Annotated in this window: 16 protein-coding genes and 2 pseudogenes; 10 read left to right on the plus strand and 8 right to left on the minus strand. The window is 44.0% G+C overall.

All coding sequences use genetic code 11. From position 1 onward, the window contains the following. The first annotated feature begins 166 nt into the window (after positions 1-166). From VM640_RS12095 to VM640_RS12105, 3 genes are all read left to right on the plus strand, one after another. The gene (locus tag VM640_RS12095; RefSeq protein ID WP_325392545.1) at positions 167-304 is read left to right on the plus strand and encodes a hypothetical protein; all 138 of its coding nucleotides are present in this window, start codon (positions 167-169) and stop codon (positions 302-304) included. A 143-nt stretch (positions 305-447) separates the two neighbouring features. Then, entirely contained in the window at positions 448-648 is a 201-nt protein-coding gene (locus tag VM640_RS12100; RefSeq protein ID WP_325392547.1) for a DUF1858 domain-containing protein, read from the plus strand. A 341-nt stretch (positions 649-989) separates the two neighbouring features. Beyond that, a complete protein-coding gene (locus VM640_RS12105; protein WP_325392549.1) occupies positions 990-2237 on the plus strand; it encodes a globin-coupled sensor protein in 1248 nt (415 codons plus the stop codon). Positions 2238-2253: 16 nt separating this feature from the next. Here VM640_RS12105 and VM640_RS17185 read toward each other — a convergent pair. Next, a pseudogene (locus tag VM640_RS17185) lies at positions 2254-2316 on the minus strand (CDGSH iron-sulfur domain-containing protein); the annotation flags it as partial. Between the two features lie 135 nt (positions 2317-2451). On the opposite strand from VM640_RS17185, the gene VM640_RS12110 reads away from it, so the two are divergent. Next, positions 2452-2838, plus strand: coding sequence for a DoxX family protein (locus tag VM640_RS12110; RefSeq protein WP_325392551.1), 387 nt, complete (start codon positions 2452-2454; stop codon positions 2836-2838). Between the two features lie 167 nt (positions 2839-3005). Here VM640_RS12110 and aroD read toward each other — a convergent pair whose 3' ends face one another. From aroD to VM640_RS12135, 5 genes are all read right to left on the minus strand, one after another. Further along, on the minus strand, positions 3006-3764 hold the full coding sequence (gene aroD, locus VM640_RS12115; RefSeq protein WP_325392553.1) for a type I 3-dehydroquinate dehydratase: 759 nt from the start codon (positions 3762-3764) through the stop codon (positions 3006-3008). Positions 3765-3806: 42 nt separating this feature from the next. After that, the gene (locus tag VM640_RS12120; RefSeq protein ID WP_325392555.1) at positions 3807-6146 is read right to left on the minus strand and encodes a hydratase; all 2340 of its coding nucleotides are present in this window, start codon (positions 6144-6146) and stop codon (positions 3807-3809) included. Positions 6147-6265: 119 nt separating this feature from the next. Next, positions 6266-6895, minus strand: coding sequence for a fumarylacetoacetate hydrolase family protein (locus VM640_RS12125; RefSeq protein ID WP_325392557.1), 630 nt, complete (start codon positions 6893-6895; stop codon positions 6266-6268). Between the two features lie 22 nt (positions 6896-6917). Then, a complete protein-coding gene (locus VM640_RS12130) occupies positions 6918-8384 on the minus strand; it encodes a sensor histidine kinase (protein WP_325392559.1) in 1467 nt (488 codons plus the stop codon). Positions 8385-8430: 46 nt separating this feature from the next. After that, the gene (locus VM640_RS12135; protein ID WP_325392561.1) at positions 8431-9114 is read right to left on the minus strand and encodes a response regulator transcription factor; all 684 of its coding nucleotides are present in this window, start codon (positions 9112-9114) and stop codon (positions 8431-8433) included. Between the two features lie 272 nt (positions 9115-9386). On the opposite strand from VM640_RS12135, the gene VM640_RS12140 reads away from it, so the two are divergent. The 4 genes from VM640_RS12140 (at position 9387) to VM640_RS12155 (ending at position 12582) form a co-directional block, all read left to right on the plus strand. After that, the gene (locus VM640_RS12140; protein ID WP_325392563.1) at positions 9387-10682 is read left to right on the plus strand and encodes a S1C family serine protease; all 1296 of its coding nucleotides are present in this window, start codon (positions 9387-9389) and stop codon (positions 10680-10682) included. A 20-nt stretch (positions 10683-10702) separates the two neighbouring features. Next, complete coding sequence (locus tag VM640_RS12145) at positions 10703-11002, plus strand: hypothetical protein (protein WP_325392565.1); 300 nt, start codon at positions 10703-10705, stop codon at positions 11000-11002. Next, positions 11002-11997, plus strand: a complete 996-nt coding sequence (locus tag VM640_RS12150) for an FAD:protein FMN transferase (RefSeq protein WP_325392567.1) — start codon at positions 11002-11004, stop codon at positions 11995-11997. Before VM640_RS12145 ends, VM640_RS12150 begins: the two co-directional genes overlap by 1 nt. Positions 11998-12090: 93 nt before the next feature. After that, the gene (locus tag VM640_RS12155) at positions 12091-12582 is read left to right on the plus strand and encodes a ferric reductase-like transmembrane domain-containing protein (protein ID WP_325392569.1); all 492 of its coding nucleotides are present in this window, start codon (positions 12091-12093) and stop codon (positions 12580-12582) included. Between the two features lie 275 nt (positions 12583-12857). Here the strand turns inward: VM640_RS12155 and VM640_RS12160 are convergent, their stop codons facing one another. Both VM640_RS12160 and VM640_RS12165 read right to left on the minus strand, forming a co-directional pair. Further along, positions 12858-13241 carry a hypothetical protein gene (locus tag VM640_RS12160; RefSeq protein WP_325392571.1) on the minus strand — a complete coding sequence of 128 codons (384 nt, stop codon included), beginning with the start codon at positions 13239-13241 and terminating at the stop codon, positions 12858-12860. A gap of 23 nt (positions 13242-13264) precedes the next feature. Beyond that, the gene (locus tag VM640_RS12165) at positions 13265-13753 is read right to left on the minus strand and encodes a hypothetical protein (RefSeq protein ID WP_325392572.1); all 489 of its coding nucleotides are present in this window, start codon (positions 13751-13753) and stop codon (positions 13265-13267) included. A 215-nt stretch (positions 13754-13968) separates the two neighbouring features. On the opposite strand from VM640_RS12165, the gene VM640_RS12170 reads away from it, so the two are divergent. Together VM640_RS12170 and VM640_RS12175 are read left to right on the plus strand one after the other, a co-directional pair. Beyond that, entirely contained in the window at positions 13969-14511 is a 543-nt protein-coding gene (locus VM640_RS12170) for a DUF6431 domain-containing protein (protein WP_325392574.1), read from the plus strand. A 42-nt stretch (positions 14512-14553) separates the two neighbouring features. Then, positions 14554-15333, plus strand: a pseudogene (locus VM640_RS12175) (DDE-type integrase/transposase/recombinase); the annotation flags it as partial. Positions 15334-15461: the final 128 nt, after the last annotated feature.

Here is a 15461-nt window from a genome sequence, read left to right on the forward strand (position 1 = left end):
TACCTCACCACCTTGTGTTAATATCGCCATTTTCGATGGATGATCCAGATAATATTATCCATAAGATGGTAAAATGAATTTATAACAGTCTACAGAGGAAAAATAGGTTACAATTTCAAAGACTTTTTGCACTGAAATCACTTATAAATTTTAGGAGGTTTTATCAATGTTCGATGCCGAGAAAAAACAAAACGCCGTTAATATTCTGGAAGATATGTGTCACCATTGTGGAGACAACCACAGCGATGACTGTCCCCTTTCCAAAGCTAAGGTAGCCACTAAAGCGATTCCTACTGAAGCGTAAAAAACAATGTTTTTGAAAAGAAGTCGGAAGCTTAGTCTTCCGACTTCTTTTCAAAAAATAACAGTTTACAAATTCGAGTTATCTTAGTATACTTAGTTACGTAAGGTAAGTTCTCATTTTAATCCAAAGGAGGTTTTTAAACAATGATTACAGGAAAAGAACCGATCACTGAGGTTGTCGGTAAATACCCCAAAACAGTTGAAGTTTTTCTAAGTCACGGCATGCATTGCTTTGGTTGCATGGCAGCCCGCTTTGAAAATATCGAACAAGGGGCTTTGGCTCATGGCATCGACGTACCTAGCCTGATCAAAGACTTAAATACCGTTGCCGAAAAAGAAAACTAATTAACGAGGTTATCCCCGAATGAAGAGAGCCATAGTTCTTCGCTGAACTATGACTCTCTTCATTTGAATTATTTTGGCCGCACAACACCGTTAAGTTTTCCTTGCAAGGAATGGTTGGTTGATGACTTGATATAACTAAATACTAGGTCGGTGTTGTCAGAGGTACTAAGTTACCAGAATGTGCGTACTAGTCAAATTAATTTCTACATCCTATAATTTGATTGTGTATTATTTCAGACAAAGTACTTCAAAACGATATAGCATTATGACCAAGCAGCTAGCCATATTGACCTTTCAGTATGGCTAGCTGAATTTTGAGGTTAAAAGGAGAAGAAAAGAGAATGGTAGAGTTAACCCAATTTGATTTAAATGAATCACTGCAGCTATTGCGGCTCAATGAGAGCGAATTAACCCTGTTAAGTGAGTTCCGGCCTGTAATGGAGCAAGAAGTGGATCAAATCGTTACTAACTATTTTGCTTACATAACACAAATTCCAGGAATGAGTGCGATTTTTGAAAAATTTTCTGCGCTGGAACGACATAAGGTTATTATGAAGAAATATTTACTTTCCCTGTTTCCTCAACGCGTGGATGAAGAGTATCTCCAAAGACGTATTCCCATTGGAAACGTACATCGAAGTGTGGGATTGCCTCCTTTTTACTACATAGGGGCTTACCAAGTAATAGATGATGAAGTTCTATCACGCATCTTTCAGTTCTATCGTAAGAAGTCTGAGCAGGCTTTGCGCGTAGCGAAGGCTTTTCTACGGATTACATCCTTTGATCAGCAGGTGGTCATGGCGAGCTACATTCAATCATATATGAAGGATATCGATAAGAAAGAAGAGCTAGAAACGGCACTCCGTAATATTGATCGCTTGCAACAACAAGTAAATGAAGCCAGCCAAGCGTTGGCAGCTTCCTCAGAACAAACTGCGGCCTCGGCATCGCAGATGAATGAAAGCACAGAGCAGATCTCCCGCAATGCCTCAGAAGCGGCTCAATTCTCCCGCCAGGTGGACGGTTTGGCCCAAGAAGGATCTCGCAAGATCATGAAAATAGCGGATACCATCTTAAAGTTGTCCAACATGACAGAACAAATGCAGGAAAAAATGAATGAATTAGATCAGAGCTCGACTAAGATTGCCTCTGTGACTGATGTGATTAAAGAAATTGCATCCCAGACGAACTTGCTGGCCCTCAATGCAGCGATCGAAGCGGCACGCGCCGGAGCTAGTGGACGGGGCTTTGGAGTGGTGGCAGAAGAAGTTAAGAAGCTAGCTAGCCATTCAGAAGAATCTGTGCGCGAGATTAGCACGATGATCACAGTGACGAAGCAGAATACGGTAGCTGTTAAACAATCGATTACCGATACGACTCAAGCGATGCAAGGAGCAGCAGATGAAACAAGTCAAGTGGTGAGCCAGTTTAAATATATTATGGATGCTATCAACTCTAGCATTCAACAAGTCGAGAAAATAGCCACTGAGATCGATGCTTTGACCCAGACGACGGCTCAGATCGGAGCTGCTTCCGAAGATGTGGCTAATTCTGCTACATCTTTAGCCCAAATGGGGTTAAAAGAATAATCAAATAAAGCGAAAACTAATTCAGTTTGCCCTGATGAGAACCGTCACAGAAAGGTGGATTCTTCGATAACCCACAGCTAGCATAGTTCCTTTTTAGTTACTATGGCACAAAAAAGTGCGTACTTAACTTTTTCTTGAATTAGATATACAATTTGCATGTTGAATCGTTCAACACGTAATAATATATTTAATTATTTGGAAAAGGAGTTTTAAAATGTTAAACCTCGGTTTATTGGTCATTCGTCTTATCTTTGGTTTGTCTTTTGCCCGTCACGGTACTGAGAAGCTTTTTGGTTGGTTCGGCGGTCATGGTATTAAAGGAAACGCGGGTTTCTTTGAATCCATCGGGATAAAACCCGGAGTACCCATGGCTTTTCTCGCTGGACTCGGCGAATTACTTGGCGGTCTTCTCTTCGCAGCAGGTGTCTTTATTCCCATTGCGGCAATTCTTATGGTGGGTACTATGATTGTCGCTATCGCTACCGTAACTGGGAAAAATGGTTTTTCAGCTACTGCCAGTGGGTATGAATATAACTTAGCAATTATCGCAGCTGTTGTCGGAATCTTTTTAACTGGCCCTGGAGCATATGTTCTTTTCTAAGCCCTTATGTTCAAGAATCCTCCAAGTATCTAATTCAAATTAACGTTTATACAGAAAAGGTTCCGGAAACTATCCGGAACCTTTTCTGTATGTATTGCTCTTCAATTTTTCAAACATTTATTGTTCTTTGCTTTTCGCATTTTCTTTGAAGCAGATTATTTATCTTTTCACACCCAGCCTACTGATTTCTGAATAATATCGAGTACACTTCGCAACTCTTCTATGGGCATCTGTCCTGGGGCCGAACTCCTCTCCCCTACTGCAAAGGTAACGGCAGAGCCAAAAACTCCGCCCATCATGCGGGTTATTGTCCCATACTGTCCCATCGCTAAGCTGATAAGGGGGATATCCAGTGCTTCTTTCGCTTTCAACGTCACATTGAGAAGGCTTAGTACATCCTGAAGGTTTTGAGACATGACCGCAATCTTTGCTACATCAGCGTTTAACCTCTGCGCTTCCATAAGCTTTGCCAACAAAATATCCGGTTCTGGCGTGAACTCAAAATTGTGATACGAAGCAATAATTTTAGTGTGACTTTCGAAGGCGATTTGGCGCAGTTCTTGGAAGGATTCCTTGGGATTGCTCAACTCATAATCAATGTATTCGACAGCTGTATTCTGGCAGATAGCCTTGATAAGTTTCAGTGCTTCTTGATCGGTTAGCGGTATCGGCTGTCCTCCCTCGCGGATCGAGCGCAGGGTAAAAATAAGGGGTATATCCACAGCGGACTCTTTAATTTCTTGAGCTAAACCAAGGACTTCATCTATATTCGCAATTTTTTCAAAGAAATCGACCCGCCACTCAATCAGATCTGGACTCTTCTCGAGAACATGCTTGAGTTCTGCTCGAATGGCTTCTTGTTGTTTTCCCACTAATGGAGTACAAATCAGCGGCCGATTCCCTTCACCAATCATTTGTTGTTTCACCCACAGTATCCTCCCTCATGGAATTGAATCAACAAAACTATCTTAATTGCTGTAGGAGTTAATTAAACACCCTTTTAAGATAATCTCTTTCTCATCTGGGGTTAAATTTTTTAATTCTAGTGTTAGTTCACGCACCCCATTCGGGCTGATCACTTGGGCTGGGATCGTTTCCTCGCCGTTGATAATCCTTTGGCGAATTCCTGGAACATATATATAGTCCTCAGTGCTCAACTTAACCTCTAAAGGACTGCCGAGGGTAAAGGGTAACATCCCCCAGTTGATGAGATTGCTGCGATACCTTTTCGTGGCGTACTCTTGAGCAATATTTGCCCAGCCTCCTAAGACCTTTTGGCAGGAAGCCGCTTGCTCCCGAGCAGAACCATCTCCTGGTTTGACCGCATAAATAACCGTTCCGATTCCAGTATTGTTCATAATCTCTGTAAGGCTTGCTGATGAGGGAGCCACATTGGCATTCACATGAAGGACGTGTTCCAAGGCCTCTTTCAAATCATCAGAAGGCTGAGAAACTTGTCCAGGTGTTTGCTCAGACGCTTTCAGCAGACTTTCGCGTTCCTTTTCAAGGGTTTGAACCTGCTTCGCCCTTCCTACATACTGTGGGTCTTTTCGAGAAAGGGTAAATTCCGCTAACCTGAGCGGATTTGAACGGTAGGATGAGGTTTCACCTGAGGGAATCAGCTCATCCGTCGTCGTTACAGGGTCATTGATGACTGTAGCCACTTTCAGCAGGATATTTTCCGGCAAAGCAATCATCTCTGGCCAATCGGCGATATTCGGTCCGAACTTCAACTCTTTAGCTGGCTCAGCATGGTCAAAACCGTTATACACTCGGTTTTTATAAATCCCGCCATCGAAAGAATATTGATGCGAGGGTACAGAATACTCGATCTCCGTAGCAGCAGTTAAACATCCTCCATTAACCACTGTTGCAGCAACGGATCTTGCATCCATCAAGGCTACTGAAGAAATTTGACCTTCGCCCGGTTTTGACCCTTCCCGATTCGGGAAGTTACGAGTCGTATGACGGATACTAAACTGCCCGTTCCCTGGAACATCTCCTGCTCCGAAGCAAGGTCCACAGAAAGCTGTTTTAAGATTCGCTCCAGTCGCCATTAAATCAGCAGCCGCTCCGTTTCTCATTAGTTCAAGAAAGATCGGTTGGCTGGCCGGGTAAACGCTGAAGGAGAGATAATCATTCCCGACGGAGTGCCCTTTAACAATTGCGGCAACATCCATCAAGTTTTCAAAGGTTCCACCAGCACAACCTGCAACAATCGCCTGATCGACCCTGATTTTGCCATCCACGATATGGTTGGTTAAATTTAAGGAGACAAAAGGATTGTTGATTTGCTGTTTCCCCTCTTCTTCAACTTTATGCAGGATATCATAGGGGTTTTGCTTCAGTTCCTCAATCGTATAGACATTACTGGGGTGGAAAGGCAGGGCAATCATCGGCACAATCTTGTCAAGATCCATGATGACCATACCTTCATAATAAGCCACTTCCCCAGGTTCGAGTTTAGCATATGCTTCAGGACGGCCATGAATACCAAAGTACTCTTTGACTTTCTCATCCGTCGTCCAAATCGAGCTCAAGCATGTGGTCTCTGTCGTCATCACATCGATGCCAATGCGAAAATCCACGGATAAATTCTCGACACCAGGGCCCACAAACTCAAGGACTTTGTTCTTAACGAAGCCGTTAGCAAAAACTGCTCGGATTAAGGCTAACGCCACATCCTGTGGACCCACTCCGACTCGTGGCTTACCCTCAAGATAGACAGCAATCACTTCAGGATATTGGATATCATAGGTTTTGTTCAAAAGCTGTTTAACCAGCTCGGGTCCGCCTTCTCCGACAGCCATCGTTCCTAAAGCCCCATAGCGCGTATGACTATCTGAGCCGAGAATCATCCGTCCGCAGCCTGCCATCATCTCCCGCATATACTGATGAATAACCGCTTGATGGGCTGGAACATAAATGCCGCCATATTTTTGAGCGGCAGAAAGTCCGAAAACATGATCATCCTCATTAATCGTTCCCCCTACGGCGTTAAGACTATTATGGCAATTGGTCAACACGTACGGAATCGGGAACTCTTTTAGTCCACTAGCACGTGCGGTTTGCGTAATCCCAACATAGGTAATGTCATGGGAAGCCATCGCATCGAAACGAATCTTTAATTGTTCTGGATTTCCAGACGTATTATGCTGACTTAGAATTCGATACGCCATCGTTTTCTGACGGGCATCTTGCTTGTCAACAGCGGAACCGTTTAAATCACAAAGAGTATTTGGGTCCTTTGCTTCGAGAACCTTCTGCCCTTTAATAAGGTATACACCATTCTTGATCAGGCGAACCATTTAATTCCCTCCATACCGTAATCCTTCTTCTCCGGATTCTAACCTGCTTTAAATGTACCTAGATTTCGGGATTCTATCAACTGTTTTATCACATGTATACAATATTTGTTCAATGTCAATTATTTCGCAGCCATTCTAACCCTACAGCCGCCGATCATTTCTTCTTTCCATTTGAGGACTAAAGCATCTTCATTGGCGAGTGCTCCAACCCCCGCAGGTGTTCCTGTAAAAATAATATCTCCTGCGCCTAACCCGAAATGCTTGGCTGTAAACTCGAGAAGCGTGGGTAAATCAAAGATCATATCTTTAATATTACCCCGTTGGACTTCTTGCCCATTTTTTTCGAGCGTAAAATCATGAACAGCCATCTCCTGTAACCCTTCAAAAGGCTGCCAGGAACAGAGCACTCCTGAATTAGGAAAACCTTTCGCTAATAACCAGGGATACGCTTTCTTTTTTAATTCATCCTGAACATCTCGGAGCGTCAAATCCAGTCCGATGGTCATTTGATCAATAAGGTTTTCTAAAGGAAGACTCGGTTCATAATTTCTCGCCATATGAACAACGAGCTCAGCTTCATAATGCACCGTTCCCTGATCCCCTGGCAGTTGAATGGTTTGCCCCTTGGCCTCTACTAAAGCATGGGTAGGCTTGCTAAACAAAAAAGGTGACGTGGGAATTGCGTTATTTAATTCCTGAGCATGCAGCCTATAGTTCCGTCCGACACAGTAAATGTTTTTTATTTTCAAAAGAGTCTTCTCCTTTTCAGTTCTAAAATTTTAGCGGTTTGTTCGGAAGCCATACGCGAAATACGCTTCCTTCTCCAACGGTACTTTCAACTTGAATCTTCCCGTCATGAAGTTCCACAAGGGATTGAGTAATCGCTAACCCAAGCCCAGATCCACCATATTTACGGGTTCGTGAGGAATCAACCCGATAAAAGCGTTCAAACAGATGGGTGAGATGTTCCTCTGTTATTCCCTGCCCATTATCCCTTACCGTCAGTTCAATTCCTCCCTCGGCAGGACCCACAGAAAGTTTGATTTCCCCGTTTTCCGGATCGGTATGCTGCACTGCATTATTAAAAAGATTCAAGATAACTTGCTTGATTTTGTCCTCATCAAACCAACCCTTTGAAGGCGAATTAAGGTTTAAATTTACCTTGCGGTTTCCAGCAAGCAACCTAAGCTGAGTCTCCATCTCCACAACCAACGGATCTAAGTCTCGTTCAACACGCTCAAGATGAGGTGAGCGATCCAGTTTCGCCAGTAGGAGCAGGTCTTCAATCAGTTTTTTCATCCGCTCCGATTCTGCATACATGCTCTTTAAAGATCGATAAAGCTTATCCGGCTGATTCATTGCCCCCCGAAGAAGGACCTCGATAAAACCATGAATCGAGGTTAAAGGCGTGCGAAGCTCATGCGAGGCATCAGCCACAAAGCGACGCATCTGTTCTTTGGCTTCTTTTTCAGCTTCAAACGAGGTTTCCAATCTCTCCAACATTCCATTAAAGGATATGGCTAAGCGGTTAACTTCAACCTGCCCCTGATCTACGGGTAAACGTTCAGCTAGATTTCCAGCGTCGATCTTTTCCACTTTATCAACCATATTGGATAAAGGAACGAGAATCTTTCGAAGTACAGGGATAAACGCAAGCACCCCCCCCATTAAAGCGATCAGGGCAAGCATCAAAAACGTCAAAAGCTGTTTCATTAACATATGCTTCAAGGAATCCGTCCCAACGCTGACTTGGATAACTCCAAGCCAATGGTCCCGGCTTTCAACAGCTTGGAGAACGACCAGTTGTTCTCCCCCTTCTTTGGGGGTCATCACTTGATAATTGAGTTTTCGTTTATCTTGCAGAGCACTTATATAATCCCGAACATCCAGTTGCGGTGCTGCCCCCACATTCGCAGCAGAATTAGTAATCACAGTAGAGGTTCCATTAGGATCGATAACAGCAATCGTTGAGTCTGGCAAGAAATAAAAAGCATGATTTAGGCTATCTGAGTGTAAATTTCCGCCCGAGATTTGCTCCCAGGCCTCTGCGGGGACAGCCAAAACTTGGCTCTGAATGCTTGACGCTTTGTTTTCGTAAATAAATCGTTGCATAAAAAAGAATTGAGAAAACCCTATAACGGTCAGCAAAATTGCCATGATCATCAGAGTGCGGGATAAGAGCTGAAAACGGAGAGAATTGGGAACCACAATTTCTTTAAATATATTTTTCAACTTCATAAAAATTCACCAACCCTCACTGTTTCAAGCTTACTGCTCAAGAATATTAGGCTAGGTCCATCCTGTAACCCGCACCACGCAGCGTTCGGATCAACTGATGATCCTTATCTTGTAATTTATCACGTAAGGAACGGACGTATACTTCCACAATATTCTCGTCCCCTACAAAATCGTACCCCCAGACCTTATCCAGAATCATCGTTTTGCTTAAGACCATCCCTTGATTGAGAATCATAAATTTAAGCAGTTCATACTCTGTGGGAGAAAGCTCCAAAACGTGCTCCTTATAAATAATCTCCCGTCGCCGATCATCCACTCGAAAGGGTCCGCTTACAACCTCTCCCAGCAAATTCGGAAATTGGTTACGAATACGGGCTTGAATCCGTGCCAGCAGTTCTTCAAAACTGAACGGCTTTGACATATAATCGTCTGCTCCCAGATTAAGTCCTTTGACCCGATCCTCCACTTCATCCTTAGCCGTGAGCATGATAACTGCGACATTCCCCTGCTTTTTCAGCATCCTGCACACCTCAAAACCATCCATACCGGGCATCATCACATCTAGGATGACAATATGGGGTTCAAATTGGCTGGCCAAGGTTACAGCAGACATCCCATCTTGAGATGTTTGAACTTCAAACCCTTCATTAACCAGTCCCATTTCTAAAAACTCTAAAATAGTGGGTTCATCATCGACGAGTAATAGCTTAATTCCTTTTAATTTTTGCATAAGCTCCAAAACTCCATCTTCATTAAAATATCTATTTTTATTATCCTTTATGGGTCTGAAATAATACTGAAGAAAACCTGAACATCAGCTGAATTAATCTCATTGTAACCCCATTTCTCTCAATTTTCCTTACCTAATTCGCCAAGACACAAGTTCATCACAAAAAATTCAGTAAATCTTCAGCTTATTATCATTTTTAGCTCAGATTGAAGTTCTATAATAACAACATAATCAAGATAAAGAAACGCTTAGCGTATTATAAGGAGGTCACTATGAATAACGATGATTTTAATTCAAAGGAACATGAGTCTAACACCCCTCCAGTGATTGAAGCTATCATTCTGGACAGTAAAACTGATCCCAACTCTTCTACCTCTTCTCAATTCTCGAGCTCTCCCCACTCTACTTCTAAACCCAAACGAACTATAGCGGCTATCGCTACCCTTTGCTTGGCTAGTGCTTTTATTGGGGGGCTAACAACAGCTACCGCTCTGCCTCACATCTACCCTAATTTGTTTACGGTTCAAACGACCTCTACCCCAACCTCAGCGACAACGACTCCAACCCTGCCCGCTACTACATTGAGTACCAATACCTCTCAATTTCCAGTCGCCGAGATTGCTAAAAATGTCGGGCCCGCAGTTGTCGGAGTTTCTAATTTCCAATCCAGCCCTCAGTCAAATTCCGGCTATTTTCGTTCCAGTAGTAATAACAACTCCAGTTCAGGCCTTCAGGAGGCCGGAAGCGGGTCAGGATTTATCATTGATGCCGCAAAAGGCTATATCGTTACCAATAATCATGTGATCGACGGTGCTCAAAAAATAACCGTCAGTCTAAGCGACGGCCGCACGTTGGATGCCAAACTCGTTGGTGCTGACTCGCGTACCGACCTTGCCGTCTTACAAATTTCTGATGCGCAAAACCTCACTGCTGTTACGCTTGGCGATTCCTCAAACCTCGAAGTCGGCGCCTCAGTCGTTGCCATCGGTAACCCTGGAGGAAACGATTTCGCCCGTTCGGTAACCACCGGAGTCATTTCTGCAACCAATCGTACTTTGGATCTTCAAGGAGAGTCCAGTTTTGGTCTTATCCAGACAGATGCCGCCATCAACCCTGGCAATAGTGGTGGGCCCCTTGTGGATTACCAAGGAAAAGTAATCGGAATTAACTCCGCCAAATATGCCCAGACGGGATTTGAGGGGATGGGCTTCTCGATCCCGATCTCTGACGCTTTGCCGACCATCCAGCAATTGATCCAGACGGGTAAAGCTACCCATCCTGCGCTCTATGTTTCCGTGAATGATCAATACAATGCCTATGCCCAAAGCAATAATCTCACGCAAGGTGCCTATGTCGCTGACGTCACCGCAGGTGGACCTGCCGCCAAAGCCGGAATCACGAAGGATGATGTCATTACCAAAATTAACGATACTGCAGTGAAAAGCTCGGGCGATTTAGTCCGTGAACTCTATAAATATAAAATTGGAGACCAAATAAGTGTTACATTCGTCCGTAACGGAAATACTCAAGTGGTTCAAGCCACGCTCGGTGAAATAACTTCGAAGTAAATCTGAAACTGGAGGTACTCATGATAAACCTCAAATCGCTAAAATGGGAATTAGGTCTTGTCGGAGCTTTAGCTATTGTTATCGCCTTTAATGGCATTAAAGCAAGTCCTTCCTTTGATCAGGCAGTTCTCACGGCTTCCTCACAAACTCAATCTGAAACTTCTCAGCAATCTACTGTAAACACGCCCTCCCCTGCCAACGCTAGCTCACAATTTAATAACAGTAATGCCAATTCTGGAAATTCTTTGAGTCAATCCCAAAGTCAATCCTCAAGACAATCCCAAAGTAGAGTTCCTCACACCAGAAGCGGGCGTTCCTGATGCTTAACCTCGTGAGCAACAATTCTGAAGCCCTTCAATCGGTTATGCTGCAGGCGATGAATACGAATATAGATATTATGCTATGGTGCAAAGAAGAAGAGTTTCCAGGTCTGGAACGTCTCGCCCAGCTTTGGCTGCAAACCGTGGAAAAGCGATTTAGTCGTTTCCGAGAGGATAGCGAACTGACGCATTTAAATCTCTCTGCCGGAAAGCCCACTTCTATTTCCACGCTGATGCTTGAAGTTCTCCAATTAGCAGAAAACTATTACAAAATCACCGGAGGGGTCTTTAACCCGCTCATTTTAACAGCCTTAAGAAATGCAGGCTATAACGATTCCTTCGAGAAAATTCATGATCGATTTCTAAGTACCCCGGTTAACTCAAACTCTAAAACATTTGCCTTAATTTTGGACTCTGAAGACCACACCGCCCAACTCCCCGCAGGAACTGAGATGGATTTAGGCGGTATTGTTAAGAGTTGGGCGGTCAAGCGCTTAGTTCAGGAATACCAAAACATGCTGCATATCGAACGAGGCTTCATCAACGCAGGAGGCGATCTCTCCGTCTGGGGAAGTTCTACGGACAGCGGAGAACCCTGGTTGATTGGGATTGAAAACCCTTGGCAGCCGAATCAGGATATTGGAATTCTTGCCCTAGAAAGCGGCTCAGTGGCAACCTCGAGTAAACTCGGAAGGCAGTGGTCTAGTCCGCAAGGCCAGATGCATCATTTAATTGACCCCCGTACGATGCAACCCAGCCAGAGCGATGTTGTCCAGTGTACAGTCACTGGTCCAGATGTCATCGAGTGCGAAATTTGGACTAAGGTCATCTGCATCCTTGGACTTGAAAAAGGTCTTGACCGCTTGACCCAAAAATCAAGCGGCTATGAAACGATAGTATTTACAACGCAAAAAGAGACCTATTATTACGGGAGTAAGGCCTCTCTAGGGAAAGTATGGCAAAACGTCCCCATTCAACACTTTCTCTACAAATAATCCTGAGGTGAAAAAATGATTGATTTTATTCTTACTTACCCTTATGGTAACTGATTCGATTTTTAGGAATTGGAGCCTATATCTTGATTACGCTTGGCATCTGCACCGGTATCATGTCGAGTATGCCTGGACTCCAGCCGGCAATCAAAGGAGAATTTTTTTAAATTTCACAGCGCAGCAACCAATTATGGGATGGTTATAGGGCTCTTGCATGGAGTCCTCACCATCATCGATCCCTATATGCCATTTGCCTGGAGCGAAGTCCTGATCCCCTTCACAGCTCAGAACTCACCCTTTCTAAACGGACTGGGTACCCTATCGGCCTATGGTCTACTTCTTCTCGTCTTTACCTCAGATTTTCGTCATAAAATCCCCAACAAAGTATGGCATACCCTTCACATTCTATCCTATCCCACATTTTTAATGACATTCATCCATGGCTTTGTTCTCGGGACAGATACAGCGATCCCCGAGATTCGTATGATGTATCTCCTTTCGATGGGAGTCATCCTTTTCCTCAGCTTCCTTCGCTTCATGATTAGATCCGCAAAGGAAGAGTCCTATTCAACACAAGGGGCAAAATAAAATCAAAACGATTTATTTACTCATGAGCAGATCTGCGTTTTCTCCCACTTTTAGCTTTATGCTTAACCAAGTAAACAACAATTCTGAAACCCTTCAGTCGGTTATGCAACGGGCGATGAATACGAGTATCGATATTATGCTATGAGCGCATCTACTAAATGGCAAAGAAAAAAGGCAGGAAAAAGAGCTCTATTTTTAGAGATAGCTCAATAACCCGCCTGTGTGAATAGAGAAATCTTTGAATTAGGCTAGATACTCATAATATTGTTCGATGATCAAACGAAGAGTCCGATAACGGGTGGGAATACTAATAATCCTGCCACAACAATAAGGATATAGGACCAACGCATAATTTTAGCTGGCTCCAAATCCTTATTCGCAAGAGATTTATTAAGCACAACCCAGGCAATGACCCAAACCAAAATAGAAAGCACTTGCTTCCCTGAATAGGGTCCAATACCTTGGTGTAGCGTCAAGAACGTCCCTACAGAACCTTTTGCTCCTCCAGTAAGGCTCTGAAGCAGATTGAGGATGGAAACAGTAAGCAGACCCAACCCTGCAGCTAAAAAGGCAATTGCCGATTTCACTTCTTTTACTTTAACCGTTACTGTATTAGTTATACTAGAAGTTCTACTCTCCGTAGTCACTGTGTTACTCATCAATATCCCTCCTTTAACTAAAATTAAATAGCTTTAGCTTTCGTGACCGCTGCTCCTAAGATAAATGCACTAAACGTGAAGAAAATGGCAATAAACAGTGAAATTTTAACTGTCTTACGAGCCCAATCACTTTTAAACCAATCATCACTCATTGTAAACAACGTATAGGCAATGGCAATGGCTAACGGGAAGGAGAACAAGGCTGCAAATTCTTTAAACTCCATTCCCAGAGTATGAAACCAGTATATATTATTGGCCTTTAACCAAGGTTGAACACCGTCTTTGGCACGATAAGCAATATAGATAATATTGCCGTAAGCAATGGTTAAAAAACTGGCTGCGGCCATCACTATGGAACCAATCTTTAAACGTTTAAAGGCTTCAGGACTTTTGTTTAGTACTGCCTCCACGGCCCAGATAAAGGATGCAAGAAGAATAATTCCCAGCCCCCCGTGAATCGCAGCAGATAAGTCATTGGGGCCACTACCGATAAGCTTGAAGTACTCGAACATCTTAGTTCCTCCTTTACTTTGTTTGAATAAGCAGATTCCAATAACTGTTTGCGCTAGCGCAAACAGTCCGAAAGCTGACGGGATTGCCTGTCCATGAATTGACGGATATAATGACCTTATCAAAGTAAAGGAAAAGGATGTCTCCTTTAATGTGAACCTGCGGAAACAAGTTCACAGAGACATCCCCCCAAACAACATGATTATTGTATCAAATTATGAGCTTATTGAAAACCCACATACTGGTGTTTTTTGTTCGGTGTGCGGAGTCCATTCCTTGTCCTTGCTGTGGAGAACAACTGGAGGTTATCGGGAGCCGTAGGCGACAACGAATACGTAAATCTGGAGAAGTCCAGGTGTTGGTCATTCGCAGACTACGTTGTACCCAATGCAGGCGAATTCACCATGAACTACCGGATTGTCTGGTTCCTTACAAACGTTATGAATCCGAATGTGTGGAACAAGGAATAACGGATTCCTCGAAATCCGTAGACATCGCGGTCGATGACTCAACCTTGTACCGATGGAAAACGTGGTTCCACACCCTACAGCCTTACCTGCTCGGTTGTCTGAAATCCATTGCCATCCGTTTAAGACAAGATCCTGTGGAGGAGCCGTCCGTCTCTCCACGGTCTGCGCACCAACGCATCGGACAGTATGTCGGCGAAGCACCCGGGTGGCTTGCGAGAATTGTCCGCCCTATTGCTAATATGAATTTATGGTTACATACCCGTTCTGCATTCCTGTCCGGAAGTCCTTAAGGTAGACTCGAATTGAAATCTACTGGAAAGGACGTGTTTTCGGTGAAAGATCAGAAGAAGGCTGAAGAGATTGCAGCACAACGGGTCCAACTTTTATCCCCGTTACTTGCAGAAGGAATCGATTCAGCCCAAGCCCGGGAGCTAAAGACACGCATTTGTGAACAAAGTGGTTTATCCGAGAGGACATTACGGCGGTATTTAGCGGAGTACCGTAAAACGGGCTTTGAAGGATTAAAACCCAAAGGCAAGGGCCGATCCCTTACTGAATCCATTACCCCAGAGCTCCTCGATCAGGCTATCCTGCTCCGTCGGGAAGTCCCAAGCCGTAGCGTCGCTCAGATCATTCAGATTCTGGAATGGGAAGGTAAAGCACAGCCCGGAGAGCTCAAACGTAGCACCCTCCAGGAGAAGCTAGCGAGATGCGGCTACAGTACCCGTCATATGCGGATGTACGCCGATTCGGGCGTAGCCGCAAGGCGGTTTCAACGGCGACATCGTAATCAATTATGGCATTCGGACATAAAGTTTGGGCCGTATCTTCCGATCGGTCTGGATGGCGCCATGAAACAAGTCTTTCTGGTCACGTTTGTGGATGACGCAACGCGGTTTGTTCTGCAGGGGGCATTTTACCCTACGCTCGATCAAATGATCGTCGAAGACTCTTTTCGTGTCGCGATTCAGAAGTTTGGCTTGCCGGAATCGGTGTACTTCGACAATGGCAAACAATACCGAACGAAGTGGATGGCGCGGACCTGCTCTAAATTGGGGATTCGGCTGTTGTATGCGAAGCCTTATTCTCCAGAGGCGACCGGTTATGTTAAGACTTCCGTTATGTAAAGATTTTCGGTGAAATCCTTGAAATAACGAAAGTCCCAACAAGATTTCTTTACATAATCATCTTCGGTTGAATGTTTTCAGCCACTGTTTCAAATCAGTATTGTTATCCCATT

The sequence above is a fragment of the Desulfitobacterium sp. genome (genome assembly GCF_035539115.1).
Classification (GTDB): domain Bacteria; phylum Bacillota; class Desulfitobacteriia; order Desulfitobacteriales; family Desulfitobacteriaceae; genus Desulfitobacterium_A.